Below are 21,212 nucleotides of genomic sequence, written 5' to 3'. Positions count from 1 at the left end.
GGCGCACGGCCCCGCCAGGGCCGCCGATGCCTCTTTCCACCGGCAGAGCGGAGTGTCTGCATGAGTACGAAAGTTCACGTTCATCTGTTTTACGGCGCGGACCCGCGCTTTTACCGGCAGGGCGACGACATCGGTTGCCTGTATGGCTATCACCATGCCGAGTCCGACGCGTTCACGCTGACCTATTCGCAGGACGCACGCGAAGCGAAACCGGTGCGGCTCGTGCGCCGCGCGCTGAAGGCGTGGCTCGGGTTCGACATCGTTCACACGTGGCGCAACCGCGCCGACATGCTGCGCTCGGACGTGGTCTGGACGCACACCGAGCAGGAGTGGCTGTCCGCCGCGCTGATGCTGCTGCTGTGCGGGCGCAAGGCAGGCGTGGGGGCAGCGCCGCTCCTGCTCGCGCAAAGCGTGTGGCTGCTCGACAAGTGGCCTTCATATGGAGTCCTGCGCAAGTGGTTGTATAGCAAGCTGATGACGCGCGCCGATCAGCTGACCACGCTCGCCAGCGAGAACGCGAGGCTATGCCAGCGCTATTTCGATCGCGAAGCGCGTGAGCTGCTGTACGGCCTGAACACGCGCGACTTTCCCGTCAAGGCGCCGACGCAATGGACGCCGCACACGCCGCTGCGCATCGCCGCGATCGGCAACGACCGCGACCGCGATTGGGAGACGCTCATCAAGGCGTTCGGCAACGATTCGCGCTACACCGTGAAGCTCGCGACACGGCGCCGGATTCCCGCGTCGTTGCGTGCGCCGAACGTCGAAATCGCGTTGTTCTCGGGGATCAGGAAGCAGCACGAGCTGTATGACTGGGCCGACGTGATCGTCGTGCCGTTGCGACCGAACTCGCACGCGTCGGGCATTACCGTGATGCTCGAAGCGGCGGCGGTCGGCAAACCGATGGTGGTGACGAATGTCGGCGCGTTGCAGGACTATTTTCCGGCCGACGAGGCGGCGTATGTCCCGCCGTTCGATCCGCAGGCGTTGCGTGCAGCGGCCGACCGGCTCGCCGCCACGCCTGCGCAAGGATTGCGCCAGGCGCAGGCGGCTGCCGCCGGCCTGCTGTCGCGCGATCTGACCACGCAGCACTACGCGATGCAGCACGTGCGCATCACCGAGGAGATGCTGCGTGCGCGCGCCCATGCGCAAGCGCACATGCAACCACACATGCAAGCGCACGCCCAGCCGCACCCGCAATCTCGCGCCCCGCAGCAGGCACAGAGCCGGCATGGCGCGGCGCGCGAATCACGCGGAGGTCTCTGAGCGATGTCGACGCTTCCGCGAGCCGGCACGGCCGCCGCCCACAACGGCGCGGCGCGGGTGGTCTCCGGCGGGCCGCAGGAATGGCTGCCGCCGCTGCTGCTGTGGCTGGTCACGGCCGCGCTGATCGCGGCGCACCAAGGCACCGTGCTGACGCTCGCGTTTCCGGTGCTGGCGATCCTGACGGGCCTGTGGCTGTACTTCAGGAGTCCTGCACGCTATATCGGCTTCATGTGGTGGCTGTGGTTCCTGAGCCCGGAAGTGCGGCGTCTGGCCGACTGGTCCAAAGGCTCGTTTACGCCGACCAGCCTGATCCAGGTCGCGCCACTCGCGGTCACGATGATCAGCGCGCTGTCGCTGCTGCGCTACTACAAGCTGCTCGCGCAGCGGCGCGGTCTGCCGGTGCTGCTGATCCTGCTCGGTCTCGTGTATGCGTTCCTCGTCGGCGTGATGTCGAGCGGGCCGCTCGCGGCCACCTACGACCTCGCCAACTGGCTGTACCCGATCCTGATCGGTTTTCATATCATGGCGCACACGCGCCAGTATCCGCAGTATCGCGACACTATCGTCAACACCTTTATCTGGGGCATGCTGGTGATGGGCGCCTACGGGCTGGTCCAGTTCTTCATCATGCCGTCGTGGGACGCGCTGTGGATGCTCGGCTCGCAGATGAACTCGCAAGGCGACCCCGTGCCGATGGGCGTGCGCGTGTTCAGCACGATGAATTCGTCGGGCCCGTTCGCGTTCGCGATGATGGGCGCGATGGTCTTCGTGATGGCGGCCACCCACCGCGTGCGCTGGATCGCCGCGGCGCTGGGCTTCTTCTCGTTCGCGTTGAGCCTCGTGCGCTCGACCTGGGGCGGCTGGGTGATCGCGCTGCTGATCCAGCTGGTCAAGTCGAACAACCGGGTGCGGGTGCGCATCGTCGGCAGCGCGGTGCTGCTCGCGGGGCTCTGTGTGCCGCTGCTGGCGGTTGGCCCGGTGGCCGAGCGGATGCAGGCGCGTCTGAACACCATCGTCAACCTGAACGACGACCAGAGCTACGCCGCGCGCAACGAGTTCTACGCCAATTTCGCGAAGACCGCCTTCACCGACGTGTCCGGCGAAGGCATGGGCGCGACCGGCACCTCGACCAAGCTGTCGAACGACGGCGGCCAGCTCGGCCAGTACGGCAACTTCGACAGCGGCGTGATGAACATCCCGTTCGTGCTCGGCTGGCCCGGCACGCTGCTCTACATGTCCGGCATCGTCTGGCTGCTCACGCGCGCCGTGCTCGCGTCGTTCAGATTGCGCCACGACAAGTTCGTGTCCGCTTGCCTGAGCCTCAGCCTCGCGACCTTCGCCATGCTGGTGTTCACCAATTCGCTGGTCGGCACCGGCGGACTGCTGCTTTTCATGAGTGTTTTTTCGATCCTTTCCGCGGTCCATTACGAAAAGATGAACCGACGACGCACGCTATCTATCCACGGAGGCACTGATTGAGAGTCGCCATTGTCACGCACGTAGTGCGCCAGAACGACGGCCAGGGCCGTGTCAACCTCGAAATTGCGCGCGCCGCGCTCGACGAGAACATCGGCGTCACGCTGGTCGCATCGCACGTCGCGCCGGCTCTGCTGACCCATCCGAACGTCCGCTGGGTACCGGTGAAAATCGGTCGCTGGTGGCCCACCAATCTGCTGCGCCAGCAGGTGTTCGCGTTGCGCAGTGCGCTGTGGCTGCGCGCGCATCGGCGCGACTACGACGTGCTGCACGTGAACGGCTTCATCACGTGGATGCCCGCCGACGTCAACACGTCGCACTTCGTGCATAGCGGCTGGTTCGGCAGCAAGTACTACCCGTTCGGTTTCAGCAAAGGCATGTGGTCCGCGTATCAGTCGGTGTATACGCGCTGCAACGCGCTGCTCGAACGCTGGGCCTACCGGCGCTCGAAGGTCATCACGGCGGTCTCGCAAAAGGTCGCCGACGAAATCCGCGCGATCGGACTGACGCCGGATAACCGGGTCGATGTGATCTACAACGGCGTCGACACGCAAGGCTTCGCGGCGGCCACGGGAAATCGCGAGAAGTTCGGACTACCGAAGGATGCGTTCCTGATGCTGTTCGTCGGCGACCTGCGCACGCCGCGCAAGAATCTCGGCACCGTGCTGGCCGCGCTCAAGCATCTGCCCGAGCATGTGCAGATCGCCGTGGCCGGCTTCCTGCCGGGCAGCCCGTATCCGGACGAGGCGAAGGCGCTGGGCATCGCGCATCGCGTGCATTTTCTCGGGCTGGTGAAGGAGATGCCAGTGCTGATGCATTCGGTCGACGCGTTCGTTTTTCCTTCGCGCTACGAAGCAATGAGCCTGTCGCTGCTCGAAGCGATGGCGGCCGGGCTGCCTGTGGTCACGGCGCGCACCGCGGGCGGCGCCGAGATCATCACGCCCGATTGCGGGATCGTGCTCGACGATCCAGACGATCCGCAAGCGTTGGCAGGCGCGGTCGCGCACCTCGCCGGCGACGACGACGCGCGCCGCGCGATGGGCGCCGCCGCGAGCCAGCTGGCGACCAGCTTCGGCTGGGCGCGAATGGCCGCGCAATACATCGCGCTGTACAGGCAACTGGCCGGGCAGCAGGAGACTCGGCGGCGCAGCGACGCGGAAGCGTCGGTGGTTGGGAAATCCGACGCGCTGACGCTGAATGTGCTGGCCGGACAGAAGAGCGCGGAATGACGGCGTCGCGCATGGCGCGGCGTGGCACCGCGTTGGCCGCTTCGCGCGGTGCAAGCGGTGCATGCAGGACCCACAGCACAGCACCAACATTACTCACAGAACGCACAGGGGCAACAACCATGACGACGAGTTCAATCAAATCGCTGCAGATCGGGATGCACTGGTTTCCTGAGCGTGCGGGCGGCCTTGACCGCATGTACTACTCTCTGGTCGGCGCGCTGCCGGGCGCGGGCGTCGCGGTTCGCGGCGTGGTGGCGGGCTCGCCGAAAGTGGCCGCCGATACGAACGGTGCGATCAACGGCTTCGGTCCGGCCGCGCAATCGCTGCCGTTGCGGCTGATGGCGGCACGCCGCGCGCTGCGCCACGAAATCAGCACGGCGCGCCCGGACGTGATTTCGTCGCACTTCGCGCTGTACACGTTCCCGGGCCTGGACGTGACGCGCGGTATTCCGCAGGTCTCGCATTTTCAGGGACCGTGGGCCGACGAGAGCCACGTCGAAGGCGCCGATTCGCTCGGCCAGCGCGCCAAGCACTATCTGGAGCAGTCGGTGTATGCGCGCTCGTCGCGGCTGATCGTGCTGTCGGAGGCATTCGGCAAGATCTTGACGTCGCGCTACCGGATTGCGCCGGAGCGCGTGCGCGTGGTGCCCGGTTGCGTCGACGTCGAGCAGTTCAATCTGCCGATCACGCCGGCCGAGGCGCGTCTGAAGCTGCAACTGCCGCAGGACCGGCCGATCGTGCTGGCGGTGCGGCGCCTCGTGCGCCGCATGGGTCTCGAGGATCTGATCGACGCGGTGAAGCTGGTGAAGCGCTGCGCGCCCGACGTGTTGCTGCTGATCGCGGGCAAGGGGCGGCTCGAAGCTGAATTGCAGGCGCGCATCAGCGAGGCCGGCCTCGACGACAACGTCAAGCTGCTCGGCTTCGTGCCCGATCAGCATCTGGCGGCGCTGTACCGTGCGGCGAACCTCAGCGTCGTGCCGACCGTCGCGTTGGAAGGCTTCGGGCTGATCACGGTCGAATCGCTCGCCTCGGGCACGCCGGTGCTGGTGACACCGGTGGGTGGACTGCCGGAAGCGGTGGCGGGCCTGTCGCCGGATCTGGTGCTGCCGCAGACGGGTGCGAAGGCGATCGCGGATGGTCTCGCCAGCGCGCTGAAGGGCACCTTGAAGTTGCCGGACGCGCAGGCGTGCCGGCGTTACGCGCGTGAGAACTTCGATAACTCGGTGATCGCGAAGCGGGTCGCGTCGGTGTATGGCGAGGCGATAGCGGCGGGTGGGGTGCATTGAGGCGCAGGTGTCGATGATGACGATGATGACACTGCGGGGTGACACGGCATGGTGACGGCGCGACGCACGAAGCGCGCACACGGCAGCGTCACTTTCAGCTGACCTCACAAGCCGCGCAATGCAGAGCGCGGCTCGATGAAAAGCAAAAACGCGAGGCCTGGGTCATGGCGACCAGGCCTCGCGTCGAGGAGCGGCGCACAGCCGCCCCGCCGCGTAGCGCTACGCCAGCTCACGCGCAATGCTACGCCAGCTCACGCGCAGCGCTACGCCAGCTCAGAGCGTCTCATGATGTTCGTTACGGCCGATGTCCGCATGAACCATCATGTGGCACAACTGTTCCAGCGTGGTCTGCGGCTGCCAGCCGAGCGTGTCGCGCGCCTTGTCCGCGCAGCCGATCAGCAGATCCACTTCGGCCGGGCGATAGAACTTCGGATTCACGCGCACGAGAGTCTTGCCGGTGGCGACGTCGATACCGGTTTCGCGTTCGTCCTTGCCGGACCATTCGAGCTGGTAGCCCGCGGCGGCGAACGCCATGCGCACGAAGTCGCGGACCGTCTCGGTGCGGCCGGTGGCGAGCACGAAGGTATCGGGCGTGTCGGCTTGCAGCATGCGCCACATGCCTTCCACGTATTCGAGCGCGAAACCCCAGTCGCGCTGCGCGCTCAGGTTGCCGAGCTCCAGCACGTCCTGCTTGCCGAGCTTGATCTTGGCGACCGTGTCGGTGATCTTGCGGGTGACGAATTCACGGCCACGCAGCGGCGATTCGTGATTGAACAGAATCCCGCTGCTCGCAAACAGGTTGTATGACTCGCGATAGTTGATGGTCGACCAATGCGCGAACAACTTGGCGACGCCATATGGACTGCGCGGATAGAAGGGCGTGCTCTCGCGCTGCGGGACCGCCTGCACGAGACCGAACATCTCCGATGTCGATGCCTGGTAGTAGCGGGTGTTGGGGCTCAGAATGCGCAATCCCTCGAGCAGATTCAGCGCACCGATGCCGGTCACTTCGGCGGTGGTCACCGGCTGATCGAACGAGACGCCGACGAAGCTCTGCGCAGCAAGGTTGTACAGCTCGTCGGTCTGCGTGCCTTCGAGCAGGCGCAGCGTCGAACCCAGATCGGTCAGATCGTGTTCGACCAGACGCAGATTCGGATGATCGAGCACGCCGAGCTCACGCATGCGCCAGAAATTGACCGAGCTGGTGCGCCGGTAAGTGCCGGTTACGTGATAGCCCTTTTCGAGCAGCAGTTTGGTCAGGTAGGCGCCGTCCTGTCCGGAGACGCCGGTGATGATCGCTTTGCGTGGTTGGCTCATAGCTTGCCTTCGATATTGGTAAAAGAAAAAAGGAAAAAGCATTCGCGCCGGTTCCGGCGCATTTCATCGGCACACCCGGAAGCGCATTTCAGAAGCACGCTCCGTGGACTCCACCAACTGGACCTCACGAAGCTGACGTCACGACCGGACCTCACGACCGGACATCACGAACGGACATCACGAACGGACATCACGAACGGACCTCACGAACGGACATCACTAAGCGCGCTTGAAAAAGAGCTTCAGGGCATGCTGTCCAGCTTTCGTCGCACCAGAGGTTCGACGACCTGATAGTCCTGCTCGGCTTTCAGCCGGTACAACTGCGGCTTCGGATGCGCGCCGTCGGACATCAACGTCTTCCAGTCGGGCAGACCGCTGATGTAAGCGAACTGATCGACGAGCGGCACCTGCTGTTCCTCGGCTACGCGGCGCGTCATCGCGGCCATCGCGGCAAGCCGCGCGTTGAGCCGGTTGTCCGGCATCGGGTTGGAGGTCTGCAGAACCGGCTGCCTGCCGAGCGCGCGAGCGGTTTTCACGAGTGTCGTTTCGGCCGTGTAGAACTGCTCAGGTGTCTGGTTCTGCATCACCTCGTTGATGCCGTAGTTAATCAACACGATCCGCGCGGGCGATGCCGCGAGGCGCTCGCGCCACGGCAGACCGGCGCTCGGCCCGGCGCGTCGATTGCCCGTGCCGTCGCGCAACTGCGTGGCCGTCGTGCCGCCCACGCCGAGGTTCGTCACCTGCACCCGGTCGCCGTGATGTGCGCGCAATGCGTCCTGCAGGTAAGCCACGGCGTTTTGCGATTGCGGGCCGCAATGGCCGTCATGGCAGGTGATGCCGAGCGTGGTCGAATCGCCGTATGCGTCGATCAGCAGCGGAGCTTGCGGTGCCTGCGATCCTTGCACCGCGTCGGCTCGTGCGGCGCACGTCGCGGCGCTGGATGCCAGCAGGGTCGATAGCGCGGCGCACACGCTTGCGGCCAACCAGCGACGCCGTGTCATGCGCGGCTTTGCGGCTGCTGCCGCGCGTGCCCACCGACGCCACCGCCGACCGGCGCGTGCGTGTGCAACTGCGGCTGCGGCTGCGGCTGCGACTGGGCCTGACGGCGCGCACCGAAGATCAGGCGCTTCTCGAACGCAAACCACGTGATGCTCGCGTAGACCAGCGTGATCGCGAGCGCGAGCGCAGCGCACAGATAGCGATTCAGATGCAACGGCCACAGCACGTACAGCACGCTCAGGTGAATCAGATAGATCGTGTAGCTGATGGTGCCGAGGTAGACCAGCACCGGATTGCACAGCAGCCGTTTGACGATGCCCTTGCTTTGCAGGGCGATCACCACGACGGAAGTACAAAGCACCAACGAAACGCTGTAGAGCCCCGCGTTCGACAGCGGCGTATTCGCCGCGCGAAAGCGCGGGAAATGCAGATGCAGCCACGCCAGCACGGCGAGCGCCGCGCACAAGCCGAGCACCGCGAGCCCCTTGTACGGTTCGAGCGCATCGCGATCGCGGCGGACCGCGACCGCCAGCAGCGCGCCGGCTGCGAGCAGGTCCATGCGAAACGGCGTCAGGTAGTAGATCGGCCAGAACGAATCGAACCAGGGCGTAGCCACCGCGCGCAGCACTGGCACCAGCACGATCAGCGCGGCGGCCACGTAGCCGAGCAGGCGCTCGGGCACCAGCAGGATCACGAACGGCCAGAAAATGTAGAACTGCTCCTCAACCGCGAGCGACCACAGCACATTCAGGCTGTCGTGGCCGCTCTGATTGAGCGCATCGCCGATATTGGTCGCGAAGAACGCGTACCAGTACCAGTGCTGCGCCCAGGCGAGACCGAACAGGATCGACGACACCACCATGAGCAGCAGATACGGCGGCAGGATGCGCCGTGCGCGGCGCGCGTAGAAGTAGCGGAAATACGATTGCTGACGGACCTTGCGATCGAGCAGGATGCCGCTGATCAGAAAGCCGCTCAGAACAAAAAACAGGTCGACGCCCATCCACAGCGGCGCTTTCAGCGCGTGCTGCGCGAACACCGCGAGCACGGCAATGGCGCGCAGGCCGTCGAGCTGCACGATGCGCGAGTGAGAGGGCGCGAGGGGCAATGCGCTGGCAGTCATGAACCGTCCATGGTGTGAAGCGGATGAGAAGCGGATGAGAAGCAGAAGCGGATGGGCCGGGCGAAGCGGCATGCGAGCGTTCGGCAACCAGCTGGCGCGCTCGCTTCGCGTCGCAACGCAAGTGCAATCGATTCTAGGGAAAAGAAAATCGCGAAAAAACCGCAATGAATTGGATAATTGAATCAGTTTGCAACAGGGTGTTTCATTATCCATTTGAAATGGATTTATGTGTTTGTGTCGAGGCGATGACGTAATGCGTAATAAATGCAGTTCGCGCATCGAAGCATCGGCAAAGATGCGCAAAAACATCGCCTACCGGTTGCGCGCCGGCGCGCGTTTCAATTTGATCGATTTTTAAATCAATTTCTTTCCCAGTATTTAATGCGTCGAATATTTTTGAATTATTTTCTATTTTCGTCGCGGGGTTTTTTCCGCGTAATGTAAGCCGTGCGGATTGGCATGGCCGGGATGGCGCGTGCGCCGCGCGTTCCGTTTGTTCTGTGTGTTCCGTGTGGATGGGCGCGGTTGCGCGTCAAGCCATTCGGTTCCGCATCGGTATCGCCTACGTCCTTCCTGCACGAATCGGTCACACGTTCTTGCGTGGCTTGCGGCGGTTCGACCGTCACTCACTGGATTGCGTCGCCGCGCCGGGGTTTGCCCCGAGCGCGGTGCGGCGTTGACTGGAGGATCTACCTTGCTGCGTTTCACGTTCAAAAGCTGGCTCGCCGTGACGGCATGCGTCGCAGGCATGGCTGCGGGATCGGCCAGTTTCAGCGTGTGCGCTGAAACCGTGTTGAACGCGAAGACGTCATGGCTCGGCAATAGCTTCGGGTTCGGTGACGGCACGTGGGCGCAGATCAACATCACCGCGATTGCCGTAACGCCCGACGGCAAGGTGTACACCAACGCGCCGTGGGACGAGAGCGGCGCCGAAGCCAGTGTCTATCAGAACGGCAAGATGCTCGGCTTCGCGGGCGGCACACATGGTTGGGGCAACGGCGGTGGCAACGCGATCGCGGTGAATCGCAAGTACGCGTTCGTGGCGATTGCGGTCGGTAACGAAAAGGGACGATTGGTCGGGCAGGGTGTGTGGCCGGAGAAGGGCAAGCAATGGTTTGGCATTTCACGCCGCCAGATCGCCGATCCGAAACGCGTCGCGCCATTCCAGCCGGCCGCGAACAGCGCCGACCCACACGCGCAACTCGCAGCCGGCTTCCTGATGATGAACGAGGAGCCGACCGGCACGAGCGCCGAAATCGGCGGCCTGGCGGCGAACGACACCACGCTGTATGCGGCGAACACCGCACGCGATCGCATCGAGGTGTACGACGCCGAATCGATGCAACGCAAGGCCACGTGGAGCGTGCACGAGCCCGGCCGCATCGCGCTCGCGGCCGACGGCACGCTATGGGTGCTGAGCGGCACCCGCAACGAGCGCGCGCCGCATGTCGAACACTACGCCGCCACCGGCCAGCGCATCGATGAAGACTTCACGCTGCCGGCGGATGCGGTGGCGGTGGATCTCGCCGTCGATGCGCAAGGCCGCATCCTGATCGCCGACAACGGTCCGCGCCAGCAGGTGCTGTTCTTCACGAAGCGCGAGGGCCGCTATGCGGAGTCGGGCGCGCTCGGCGAACGCGGCGGCATATTCAACGGCGTCGCGGGCAAGCCGGGGCCACAGCGTTTCAATGGACTGACCGGCGTCGGCGTGGATGCGCGCGGCAACGTGTATGTGTCGACCAACGGCATCGGTCCGCGCTACGAGCCGATCGGCGCGGGCCTCGGCGCGACGCTCGAAAGCTATGCAGCCGATGGCAAACAGAACTGGCAGGTGCAGGGGCTCCTGTTCGTCGATGGCGCGTGGATCGATCCGGCGCGGCCGGACAGCGTCTATACCGGCAACAAGCGCTTCGAACTCGATCTGTCGAAGCCTGCGGGACAGGACTGGAAATACGCGGGCTTCCTGTCGAACCGCTTCAGGTATCCGGACGACCCGGTGTTCCACACGGATCAGTATCCGGGCCTGCCGATCGCGCGCAAGCTGAAGGGCCGCACGTTCCTGTACCTGACGGACATGTATGCGGACCATCTGAAGATCTATCGCTTCGATCCGCAGCACGAGGGCGAAACGGCGATTCCGTCGGGCTTCATCGCAGGCCGCGAGCGCGCGGTCGCGAAGGTGCCGAATGCGCCGCCGGGCGGCGACTGGATGTGGCGCGACACCAATGGCGACGGCCGCTTCAATGCCGACGAATTCACGCCCAACACGAGCGGCACCAAGCTCGCGGGCGGCTGGGGCTGGTGGGTGGACACCGCCGGCGACATCTGGCGCACACGCGACAACAAGGGCATCTATCGCTTCCGTTTCGGCGGGCTGGATGCGAAGGGCAATCCGGTCTACTCGTATTCGAACCTGACGCAATACCCGGTGCCGCAACCCTTCACGGAACTGCGCCGCGCCATCTACGACCCCGCCACCGACACGCTGTACGTGAGCGGCTATACGTCCGACGCGCCGTTCGACCACGGCTTCTGGAAGGAAGTGGGCCGCGTGCTGATGCGCTACGACCATTGGTCGGCGGCCGCGCCGGTGCCGCGCTACACGATCGTGTTGCCGTGGCAAACGCAGAGCAAACCCATCGTCACGATCATCGGCCTGACCGTCGAGGGGCAGTACCTCTTCGGTGTCGAACCGGTCGGCGCCGTGCACGTATGGGACAAGGACAGCGGCAAGGAACTCGGCGTGATTCGCCCGGGCGCGGAAGTGGGCCGCGCGTCGGGCTGGGTCGACGTGCCCAACGGCATCAGCGCGGCGCAGCGTAGCAATGGCGAGTACCTGATATTCGTCGAGGAAGACGCCCGCGGCAAAGTGATGATGTATCGCTGGAAACCTTGATCGGGTGGCGGGTATCAGTTGGGTGACGTGAGGCATTGCTTCGCAATGCCAGGCAAATGGGGATAAGCCCGCGCAATCCGCAACGCAAACGTAGTCAACTCAAGGCATCTGATGGACAAAGGCATTCTCAGAAACGTAGCGATCAATTTCTTCGGACTGGTGCTGCCGACCTTCGTCTCGCTCGTGACCGTGCCGTCGTATATCAAGCTGCTCGGCGTCGAGCGCTACGGCGTGATCAGTCTCGTGTGGACGCTGATCGGCTACTTCGGCATTCTCGATCTCGGCATGAGCATGGCCGCGCAGAACCACATCTCGAAGGCGCGCGCATCCGGCGACCAGCAGGAGAGTGCGCGCGTGTTCTGGAGCGCGACATGGCTCAATCTCGCGACCGGCGTGGTCGGCGGGCTGATGATCTATTTCGGCGCGTTCCTTTACACCGCGTATTTCACCAAGGTCTCGCCCGAGTTGCAGCACGAGGTGTATATGGCGTTGCCGTGGCTCGCATTGGCGATTCCGATCGCCAACGTGTCGTGGGTGTTCGCCGGCGCGATCAACGGCGCGGAACGCTTCGGCGTGTACAACACCAATCAGACCATCGGCACTTTCCTGTTCCAGTTGCTGCCGCTCGGCGCCGCGCTATGGCTGGGCGCAACGCTGCAGAACGTGCTGGCCGCCGCGGTGTTCGCGCGGATTCTGGCTGCCTTGCTGCTGGGCCGCTCGGCGCTGAAAGTGCTGGAAATCCGCCGCGTTCTGCCGCCGCAATTCGGCGTGGCGAAAGGACTGTTCAATTTCGGCGGCTGGATGCTGATTGCCAGCGTCACCACGATGATCGCCGACTCGCTCGATCGCGTGATGCTCGGCTCGCGCCTGGGCGCGCGTTTCGTTACGTACTACACGGTGCCGCAAAACCTCGTCACGCGTCTGAACATCGTGCCGACCGCACTGGTGCGCACGCTGTTTCCGCGTCTGTCGGCGGTCGGCCGCGCGGATGCCGACACCATCACGCAGCAGTCGCTCGAATTTCTCAACGGTGTGTTTACGCCGGTCGCGCTGGTCGCGATGCTGGTGCTCGAACCGTTTCTGCATCTGTGGGTCGGCTCTGAGATCGCCACCGTGGCCGCGCCGGTGGGTCGCATCATGATCATCGCCGTGTGGCTGGTCGGCCAGGCGAACGTGACGCGCATCCTGATCCAGTCGCAGGTCAATCCGGCCATGGCTGCGAAGGTCGGGCTGGTCGAATTGCCGCTCTTCGCGGGTGCATTGTGGCTCGGCATCACACACTTCGGCCTGACCGGCGCGGCGATCGCCGTGGCCGGCCGGGCACTGTTCGACTATGCCGTACTCCTTCATTTCTCCGCGATCCGTGCGCGCCAGATCACGCTCGACATGCTGGCCCATCTCGCGTTCCTGCTGGCCAGCCTGTGGCTTGCCAGTTTCCTGCCGAGTCTCGCGCTGGCGATCAGCGCCGGCTTGTTGATGGTCGCGGCGAACGTCGCCTGGTCGATCACGATGACCCCCGCTTTGCGCAATCTTGCGCGTTCACTGCTGTTGCGACTGAATCCGAGGAAAAGCACATGAACCACGAAGTCCTTGAAGAAGTCCTGGAAGAAGCCGTGCTGCGACCGGCGACGCGCAGCACCCTGAGCGAACTCACCGCGCTGCCCGGCGTAGAGGCCACCTCGCGGGTCACCCCGCGCCGCGCCGCGATACGCACCGACAAGACGGTGCGCATCGCGATCGTGCACGACTGGCTCGTCACGTATGCGGGCGCGGAAAAAGTACTCGAGCAGATCATCGCGTGCTTTCCGGATGCGGACCTGTTCAGCCTCGTCGATTTTCTCGACGACCGCAGCTTCCTGCGTGGCAAGTCCGTCACGACGTCGTTCATCCAGAAGTTGCCGCTCGCGCGCACCAGGTATCGCTCGTATCTGCCGCTAATGCCGCTCGCCATCGAGCAGCTCGACGTGTCGGCGTATGACGTGGTGATTTCCAGCAGTCACGCGGTCGCCAAGGGCATTCTGACCGGCCCCGACCAGGTGCATATCAGCTACGTGCATTCGCCGATCCGCTATGCGTGGGACCTGCAGCATCAATACCTGCAACAGTCGAAGCTGACCAACGGCCCGAAGTCGGCAATGGCGCGGCTGATTCTGCATTACATCCGCAACTGGGATATCCGCACGTCGAATTCGGTCGATGGCTTTGTCGCGAACTCCGACTTTATCGCGCGGCGCATCAAGAAGGTCTATCAGCGCGATGCGCAGGTGATCTTTCCGCCGGTCGATGTCGAAGCCTTCTCGCTGTGCACCGAAAAGGAAGACTTCTATCTGACCGCGTCGCGGATGGTGCCGTACAAGAAGATCGACCTGATCGTCGAAGCGTTCGCGCGCATGCCGCAGCGCAAGCTGGTGGTGATCGGCGATGGTCCCGACATGGAGAAGATCCGCGCGAAGGCGGGGCCGAACGTGGAGATCATGGGCTACCAACCGTTCAAGGTGCTCAAGGACCGGATGAGCCGCGCGAAGGCGTTCGTGTTCGCGGCCGAAGAAGACTTCGGCATCTCAGTGGTCGAGGCGCAGGCATGCGGCACGCCGGTGATCGCCTACGGCAAGGGCGGGGCGCTCGAAACCGTGCGCGATTTGTCCGAGCCACGGCCGACCGGCATGTTCTTCGATGAACAGGATACCGAATCGATCATCGCCGCGGTGGAGCGCTTCGACGAGAACATCCGGCGCTTTTCACCCGTGGATTGCCGCGCCAATGCCGAGCAGTTTTCCATCGCGCATTTCCGCGAACGTTTCTTCGCGCACGTGCGCTCGGCGGTGCCGGCATTGCGCACGGCGAAGCTGCCGCACGGCGCGCCGTACAAGGCCGAGGCGGTCGCGAACGCGCCGCGCATTCTCGCCGTCGATCAGAGCGGCGTGCTCGGCGGCGCCGAGCTGTCGCTGCTGGAAATCGTCAAGGCGCTGCGCTCGCGTATCGAGATCGTGCTGTTCGACGACGGCCCGTTCCGCACGGCGCTCGCGAGGACCGGCGTCACCGTCAACGTGCTGGATGCGGGCGCGCTACGCCATGTGCGCAAGCAGGGCGGGTCGCTGCCGAAGGGTGAGGCGCTCAAGGGCTTGCTGTCGCTCGTGCGGGCGACCGCCAAACGGGCGCGCGACGCCGACGTGATCTACGCGAACACGCAGCGCGCGATGGTGATCGGCGCGATCGCCGGCAAGCTCGCGCGGCGCCCGGTGGTCTGGCATCTGCGCGATATCGTCAGCCCCGAGCATTTTGGCGGTAAGCAGCTGGCGATCATCAAGTGGTGCGCGCGGCTCGGCCTCACGCACGTGATCGCCAATTCGGCCGCGTCGGCGCGTGCGTTCGCCGCGCTCACCCGGTTCGACGACGAGCGCATCGACGTAGTGTTCAACGGTATCGCCGCCGAGCCGTTCGACGCGTTGCGCACGGTCCCGCAAGCGACGCTGCGCGAGCGCCTGAATCTGCCGCAGGACGCGTTCCTGGTCGGCTCGTTCAGCCGTCTCGCGCGTTGGAAAGGGCAGCACGTGCTGCTCGAGGCGATGGTGCTCAATCCGCAAATGCACGCGGTGCTGGTGGGCGCGCCGCTGTTCGGCGAGGACCAGTACGAGAGCGAATTGCATGCGTTCGTGGCCGCGCACGAGCTTGGCGAGCGAGTGCATTTCCTCGGCTTCCAGCACGACATTCCGGCCTGCATGTGCGCGGTCGACGCGGTCGTCCATACGTCGATCACCCCGGAGCCGTTCGGTCGCGTGATCGTCGAAGGAATGCTGGCGCAGCGGCCGGTGGTGGCGGCCCGCGCGGGCGGCGTGCTGGAGATCATCGACGACTACGAGAACGGTGTGCTGTGCACGCCAGCCGACGCGCACGGTCTTGCAGATGTGCTCGCGCAATTGCGCTCGAACGACGAGCTGCGCAACAGGCTGGTCAGAAACGGTTATCAGACCGCGCTGAGCCGGTTCGGCACCGCTACGTATGTGAACGGCGTCGCGCGGATTTTGCAGCGCGTGGTGGAGCGCTAACGAGGCTTGGGGGCGTTGAGCGATGGCAGGCGGCATGTCGGACGGGCTTGGGGCTGGGCCGCACGCCCAGCCCTCGGATGCAGCTTCAAAGCAACTTCAAAGCAGCTTCGACGCGAATGAGTTTGACGCGGGGATAGACGGGGACTCGGGTGGTCCTTTTCGTTGACACGGCGGAGTGAAAGCAGCGGAGCGAAAGTCCTGCGACTCTCGCTCCGCTTTTTCTATCGCTGCGGCGCCGCCGCTTTCGGTTTGAAGCTGGCCGACCACTTCATGGCGGGCAGTTCGACCACCCGGTAGAACACATAAGCGACCGGCACGGCCACCAGCATATAGCCGAACGACGGCCAGATCGACATTTGCAGGGACGAGCGGAACAGCACCGACGACAGCAGCACGAAGATCGGCAGATGAATCAGGTACAGCGAGAAGCTGAAGTCGCCGAAACGGGACAGCACGCGGGACAGTGCGCGGGACAGCACGCGCATCGCGGCCGTATTGCGCGGCTTGCCGTTGCGATGGTCGAGCGCCTTGTACAGATAGAACGCGAAGCCGAGCGCCCACAACTGGAACGCGCCGTACTGGCCAAAATGGAACGCCGCGCAGCCGAGCGCGATGAAGCCCGCGGCGAGGCCATAGAGCCACGCCGATGCGGGTGCGTGCGGCGCGCGCCGAGCGCGGGCGTCCGCGATCCACGCGCCGAGCGTCCACGAAAACCAGTACGACGTGAAGAACTGGATGTCGTGACGTTCGAGCACATAGGCGGACAGCACATTCACCACGGCGACGATCGCCAGCACGGACGTCATGCCGATGCGCCGGCGCAGCGCGAACAGCAGCGGATAGACCGCATAGAACTGCACTTCGAGCGACAGCGTCCACAGCGCGCCGTTCGACCCATAGGTCTTGCCGGCCACGCCCTGCAGCGAAAACAGATTGACGAGGAACGACTGCAAACCGATCTCGCGGATCTTGTGGCTGACCGGTGGCAGTTGCAGGCTGAACCAGTCGAGCGCGAAGGTCAGCACCAGCGCGGCGAGCAGCACCGGATAAATGCGGGCGAAGCGGCGCACCCAGAAGTTGCCCGCGTCGAGCCGGTAAGCGGGATTGCTGGCGAGCCGCAACGCACCGCCGCGATGGATGCAATAGCCACTGATCACGAAGAAAATCGGCACGCCCGCCGAGCCCCATGCAATCGGGAACGTCAGATAGGCGGCGAGCACGCCCGGACTGAGCGCATGGCCGACGCTCTGGTGAAACGTCTGCATGCCGACCCATGCCACCTGGCGGCAATGGAAATACGCGACCAGTAGCGCGGCGAAGCCCCGCATCGCATCGATCACATGCTCCTTGCCTGCGCTGTCGGCGCGCGCATCGCTGTGCGCACCTGATGTGGCGGCGCTCTGACGAGGCGGGGAGAGGGGCAGGGATGAGCCGGCGGCATCCAGTGCTGAGTCGCTCATGCGCGGTCCTTATTCTGAACGGAGGAAAAGCGGATAGCCGGGCGCCATGCGCGCCCGCGATGTCTCACATGCTAGAGCACGGCGGCCGCAAGAAAACTGTTAAAAAAATCCCCGTTGAATTGAATTACACGGCGATTTTGTGACGAATTGTAATTAAGCATAAGTCAATGTGGCATCGAATTATTTGCCGCTTTTGTCGTGCTAATTTGAGGCACGGATATCCTGACCAGAGGTGAAGTCATGAACCTGCATTTACTCGCCGGCATCGCCGTGCTGCTGATCCTCGCCGCCGCCTCCGCTTACCGGGAGGCCTTGCGCAACGAGCCTATTCGCCGGTACCGGATGAATCCGGGCAAGCTGCCTCCGGTCGAAGAACAGGAATAACACTGCGGCTCGCGTATGCGCACTGTGATCGCCCGCGTCTACGGGGCGCTGTAAAATTTTCTCTGTCTCCGAAAAATAATTCAATTCACATAAGCAATTATTTCCGGTATTTTCCCGATATACGGCATGCGAATGCGAATTGAATTATTTGATGCATGCAGAGAAAAATCCGCACGTGAAGTTCGCATATGAACCCGGCGGATTTTTTTGCTAGTCTTGCCGGCGACATCTCTTGCCGGCGACATCGATTGGCCGCCAGGTCCGCCAACACACCAACTTCTAACCGATGTGGGAATGCCTACCATGCTGAAAGTCACCAAAGCCGTGTTTCCCGTAGCGGGCCTCGGGACACGATTCCTGCCGGCTACCAAAGCAAGTCCAAAGGAAATGCTGCCGGTCGTCGATAAACCGCTGATCCAGTACGCGGTCGAGGAGGCGATTGCCGCCGGCATCACCGAGATGATCTTCGTGACGGGCCGCAGCAAGCGCGCGATCGAAGACCACTTCGACAAGTCCTACGAGATCGAAGCCGAACTCGAGGCACGCAACAAGCAGAAGCTGCTCGATCTGGTGCGCAGCATCAAGCCGGCCAACGTCGACTGTTTCTACGTGCGACAGGCCGAAGCGCTGGGTCTCGGCCATGCGGTGCTATGCGCCGAGAAACTGGTGGGCGGCAGCCCGTTCGCCGTGATTCTCGCCGACGACCTGTTGTACAGCTCGAAGCCGGTGATGAGCCAGCTCGTCGATACGTTCAATCACTATCACAGCTCGGTGATCGGCGTCGAAACCATCGCGCGCGAAGATAGCCGTTCGTATGGCGTGGTCGACGGCCGCGAGTGGGAGGACAACGTGATCAAGCTGTCGGGCATCGTCGAAAAGCCGGCGCCCGACCAGGCGCCGTCGAATCTCGGCGTGGTGGGCCGCTATGTGCTGATGCCGACCATCTTCAAGCATATCCGCGCGCTGAAGCCGGGCGCGGGCGGCGAACTGCAATTGACCGACGCAGTGCAGTCGCTGCTCACCGAAGAACAGGTGCTGGCGTATCGCTACTTCGGCACGCGTTTCGATTGCGGCAGCAAGCTCGGCTATCTGAAGGCGACGGTCGAATTCGCGCTGCGCCACCCGGAAGTGAAGACGGAATTCGAAGCGTATTTGCAGGCCTACATGCAGGGCAACACGCAGGCCGACTTGCCGGCCCGGTACACGGCCGAAGCGGCCTGAGTGACGGTTTAGTGCGGGTTTGAGTGCGGGTTTGAGTGTGCAGGGCGAGGCGGTGTGCGGGACGCACGCCGTCCGAAACGCACTGCGCGGCTCGCCTTGACAGTCGCGCGGCACGCAACGCCTCGCGCAAATGACAACGGGCGCCGCATCACGCGGCGCCCGTTGTCGTTTCAATCAGCCTGCGCTTCGCATACGGTTTTCAGCGTACGCGACGTGGTGTGGCCTGCGCGGCGCGGCGCGGCCGAATCACCTCAACCCTGCTTCTTCACATCCAGCCGGAACTTGTGCAGCAACGGTTCCGTGTAGCCGCTCGGCTGCTGGCGTCCTTCGAACACCAGCGCCTGCGCGGCCTTGAACGCGATCGTGTCGAAGCCCGGCGCCATCGGCTGGTACAGCGGGTCGCCGGCGTTCTGTTGGTCGACCACCCTGGCCATGCGCCTGAACGTTTCTTCGACCAGCTCGCGCTTCACCACGCCGTGACGCAGCCAGTTAGCGATGTGCTGGCTCGAAATACGCAGCGTTGCCCGGTCTTCCATCAAGCCGACGTTGTGAATGTCCGGCACCTTCGAGCAACCCACGCCCTGGTCGATCCAGCGCACCACGTAGCCGAGAATGCCTTGCGCGTTGTTATCGATTTCGGCGCGGATCTCCTCGTCGCTCCACTGTGCCGATTCGACCACGGGAATCGTCAGCAGGCCGTCGAACAGTTCGTCGCGCACCTTCGCGTAGTCCGTGCGCTCCAGTTCCTGCTGGACCGCCTGCACGTCGATCTGGTGATAGTGCAGCGCGTGCAGCGTCGCGGCGGTCGGCGAGGGCACCCATGCGGTGTTCGCGCCGGCCTTCGGATGCGCGATCTTCTGTTCGAGCATTGCGTGCATCAGGTCGGGCATCGCCCACATGCCCTTGCCGATCTGCGAGCGGCCGCGCAGCCCCGCGCTCAAACCGACCAGCACGTTGCTGCGCTCGTACGCGGCGATCCACGTGCTCGACTTCATGTCGCCCTTGCGCATCATCGGGCCGGCTTCCATCGCCGAGTGCATCTCGTCGCCGGTGCGATCGAGGAAGCCCGTGTTGATGAACGCGACCCGCGCCGACGCTTCGGCGATACAGGCGAGCAGGTTCAAGCTGGTGCGGCGCTCCTCGTCCATGATGCCCATCTTGATCGTGTTGCGCGGCAGCTTCAGCAGATCTTCGACGCGTGCGAACAACTCGCTCGCGAACGCGACTTCGGCCGGGCCGTGCATCTTCGGCTTGACGATGTAGATCGAGCCGGTGCGCGAATTCAACTGATGCTTGCGATCGTGCAGCGCGCACAGCGTGGTGATCACCGCATCGAGAATGCCTTCCGGGATTTCCTCGCCGTCCCTGGTCAGCACCGCCGGGTTGGTCATCAAGTGGCCGACGTTGCGGATGAACAGCAGCGAGCGGCCATGCAGCCTGACCGGCGACTTGCCATCCGCACCGGTGTACTCACGGTCGGCGTTCAGCCGGCGCGTGAAGGTCTTGCCGTTCTTCGTGACCTCTTCGGTCAGCTCGCCGTTCATCATGCCGAGCCAGTTGCGATACAACTGCACCTTGTCGTTTGCATCGACGGCCGCGACCGAGTCTTCGCAATCGATGATGGTGCTGACCGCCGCTTCGACGACCACGTCCTTCACATGCGCGGCATCAGTCTTGCCGATCGGATCGTTCGCATCGATCTGGATGTCGATGTGCAGGCCATTGTGCTTGAGCAGCACCGCGGACGGCGCGCTCGCGTCGCCCTGGTAGCCGATGAATTGCGCGGGCGACTTCAGCTCGCTCGTGCCATTCGTGCCATTCGCGAGCGCGACGACCAGCTTGCCGCCTTCGACGCTATAGCGCGTGGCGTCGGCATGCGAGCCGTTCGCGAGCGGCGCGGCCTGATCGAGGAACTTGCGCGCATAAGCGATCACCGCGGCGCCGCGTACCGGATTGAAGGCCTTCTGCCGGTCGGCGCCGTTAGTTTCGGGGATTGCATCGGTGCCGTACAGTGCGTCGTACAGGCTGCCCCAGCGCGCGTTCGCCGCGTTCAGCGCATAGCGCTGGTTCGACAACGGCACGACGAGCTGCGGGCCGGCCTGTTCGGCGATTTCGCTGTCCACGTGGTCGGTCGTGGCCTTGACGCTGGCAGGCACCGGCACGATGTAGCGGATGCTTTCGAGAAACGCACGGTACGCGCGCAGGTCGCGCACCGGCCCCGGATGGGCGCGGTGCCAGTTGTCGAGTTCGGTTTGCAGGCGGTCGCGCTCGGCGAGCAGCGCACGGTTTTTCGGCGCCAGCTCGTGCACGAGCGCGTCGAAACCCGACCAGAATGCGGCGCTGTCGATTCCGGTGCCGGGCAGGGCTTCGGTTTCAACGAACTGGTCGAGGTTGGCGGCGACCTGCAGGGCGCCGCGCGGGTTCATCTGAGTCATCGACTGCTCCATCTGTCTGAACGGGACCGATGAGGGGGCATCGGTCCACAGGGTTGCCACGGGTTAGCTGGTTG

The 21,212-nt window shown here is 64.1% G+C and carries 14 protein-coding genes; 9 read left to right on the top strand and 5 right to left on the bottom strand.

The genetic code is table 11. The annotated features are described in order from the left end of the window. Window positions 1–60: 60 nt before the first annotated feature. The 4 genes from BN2475_RS10375 (at window position 61) to BN2475_RS10360 (ending at window position 5,257) form a co-directional block, all read left to right on the top strand. The gene (locus tag BN2475_RS10375; protein WP_094779428.1) at window positions 61–1,266 is read left to right on the top strand and encodes a glycosyltransferase; all 1,206 of its coding nucleotides are present in this window, start codon (window positions 61–63) and stop codon (window positions 1,264–1,266) included. A gap of 3 nt (window positions 1,267–1,269) precedes the next feature. Then, window positions 1,270–2,745, top strand: a complete 1,476-nt coding sequence (locus BN2475_RS10370; RefSeq protein WP_094779427.1) for a glucose-6-phosphate isomerase — start codon at window positions 1,270–1,272, stop codon at window positions 2,743–2,745. Further along, on the top strand, window positions 2,742–3,971 hold the full coding sequence (locus tag BN2475_RS10365) for a glycosyltransferase family 4 protein (RefSeq protein WP_094779426.1): 1,230 nt from the start codon (window positions 2,742–2,744) through the stop codon (window positions 3,969–3,971). The genes BN2475_RS10370 and BN2475_RS10365 overlap by 4 nt, the downstream gene beginning before the upstream one ends. 119 nt (window positions 3,972–4,090) lie before the next feature. After that, window positions 4,091–5,257, top strand: coding sequence for a glycosyltransferase family 4 protein (locus BN2475_RS10360; protein ID WP_094779425.1), 1,167 nt, complete (start codon window positions 4,091–4,093; stop codon window positions 5,255–5,257). 273 nt (window positions 5,258–5,530) lie between these two features. Here BN2475_RS10360 and gmd read toward each other — a convergent pair whose 3' ends face one another. The 3 genes from gmd to BN2475_RS10345 form a co-directional block, all read right to left on the bottom strand. Beyond that, the gene (gene gmd / locus BN2475_RS10355) at window positions 5,531–6,574 is read right to left on the bottom strand and encodes a GDP-mannose 4,6-dehydratase (RefSeq protein ID WP_094779424.1); all 1,044 of its coding nucleotides are present in this window, start codon (window positions 6,572–6,574) and stop codon (window positions 5,531–5,533) included. Window positions 6,575–6,816: 242 nt separating this feature from the next. After that, the gene (locus tag BN2475_RS10350; RefSeq protein WP_094779423.1) at window positions 6,817–7,575 is read right to left on the bottom strand and encodes an SGNH/GDSL hydrolase family protein; all 759 of its coding nucleotides are present in this window, start codon (window positions 7,573–7,575) and stop codon (window positions 6,817–6,819) included. Further along, the gene (locus BN2475_RS10345; protein WP_094779422.1) at window positions 7,572–8,696 is read right to left on the bottom strand and encodes an acyltransferase family protein; all 1,125 of its coding nucleotides are present in this window, start codon (window positions 8,694–8,696) and stop codon (window positions 7,572–7,574) included. Before BN2475_RS10345 ends, BN2475_RS10350 begins: the two co-directional genes overlap by 4 nt. A gap of 694 nt (window positions 8,697–9,390) precedes the next feature. Between BN2475_RS10345 and BN2475_RS10340 the strand changes: the two genes are divergently transcribed. The 3 genes from BN2475_RS10340 to BN2475_RS10330 all read left to right on the top strand — a co-directional run bounded on the left by BN2475_RS10340 (window position 9,391) and on the right by BN2475_RS10330 (window position 15,638). Continuing rightward, a complete protein-coding gene (locus BN2475_RS10340; RefSeq protein WP_094779421.1) occupies window positions 9,391–11,592 on the top strand; it encodes an NHL repeat-containing protein in 2,202 nt (733 codons plus the stop codon). Between the two features lie 111 nt (window positions 11,593–11,703). Further along, window positions 11,704–13,170 (top strand): flippase, encoded by a 1,467-nt coding sequence (locus BN2475_RS10335; RefSeq protein ID WP_094779420.1) that lies wholly within the window; start codon window positions 11,704–11,706, stop codon window positions 13,168–13,170. Further along, window positions 13,167–15,638, top strand: coding sequence for a glycosyltransferase family 4 protein (locus tag BN2475_RS10330; RefSeq protein WP_094779419.1), 2,472 nt, complete (start codon window positions 13,167–13,169; stop codon window positions 15,636–15,638). The genes BN2475_RS10335 and BN2475_RS10330 overlap by 4 nt, the downstream gene beginning before the upstream one ends. 221 nt (window positions 15,639–15,859) lie before the next feature. Here BN2475_RS10330 and BN2475_RS10325 read toward each other — a convergent pair whose 3' ends face one another. Continuing rightward, a complete protein-coding gene (locus BN2475_RS10325; RefSeq protein ID WP_094779418.1) occupies window positions 15,860–17,098 on the bottom strand; it encodes an acyltransferase family protein in 1,239 nt (412 codons plus the stop codon). Between the two features lie 240 nt (window positions 17,099–17,338). Here BN2475_RS10325 and BN2475_RS34595 point away from each other — a divergent pair, with 240 nt between their 5' ends. Together BN2475_RS34595 and galU are read left to right on the top strand one after the other, a co-directional pair. Further along, window positions 17,339–17,482: a hypothetical protein gene (locus BN2475_RS34595; RefSeq protein WP_162844467.1), complete on the top strand. Its 144-nt coding sequence runs from the start codon at window positions 17,339–17,341 to the stop codon at window positions 17,480–17,482. Between the two features lie 303 nt (window positions 17,483–17,785). Continuing rightward, window positions 17,786–18,703, top strand: a complete 918-nt coding sequence (gene galU / locus BN2475_RS10320; protein ID WP_094779417.1) for a UTP--glucose-1-phosphate uridylyltransferase GalU — start codon at window positions 17,786–17,788, stop codon at window positions 18,701–18,703. 251 nt (window positions 18,704–18,954) lie between these two features. On the opposite strand, the gene BN2475_RS10315 is transcribed toward galU, so the two are convergent. Next, window positions 18,955–21,138, bottom strand: a complete 2,184-nt coding sequence (locus BN2475_RS10315) for a malate synthase G (RefSeq protein WP_094779481.1) — start codon at window positions 21,136–21,138, stop codon at window positions 18,955–18,957. Window positions 21,139–21,212 lie beyond the last annotated feature (74 nt).

It is taken from the genome of Paraburkholderia ribeironis, from assembly GCF_900019265.1.
GTDB lineage: Bacteria > Pseudomonadota > Gammaproteobacteria > Burkholderiales > Burkholderiaceae > Paraburkholderia > Paraburkholderia ribeironis.
Note: the sequence above shows the minus strand (reverse complement) of the source record. Positions and strands in the feature narration are given on the sequence as shown.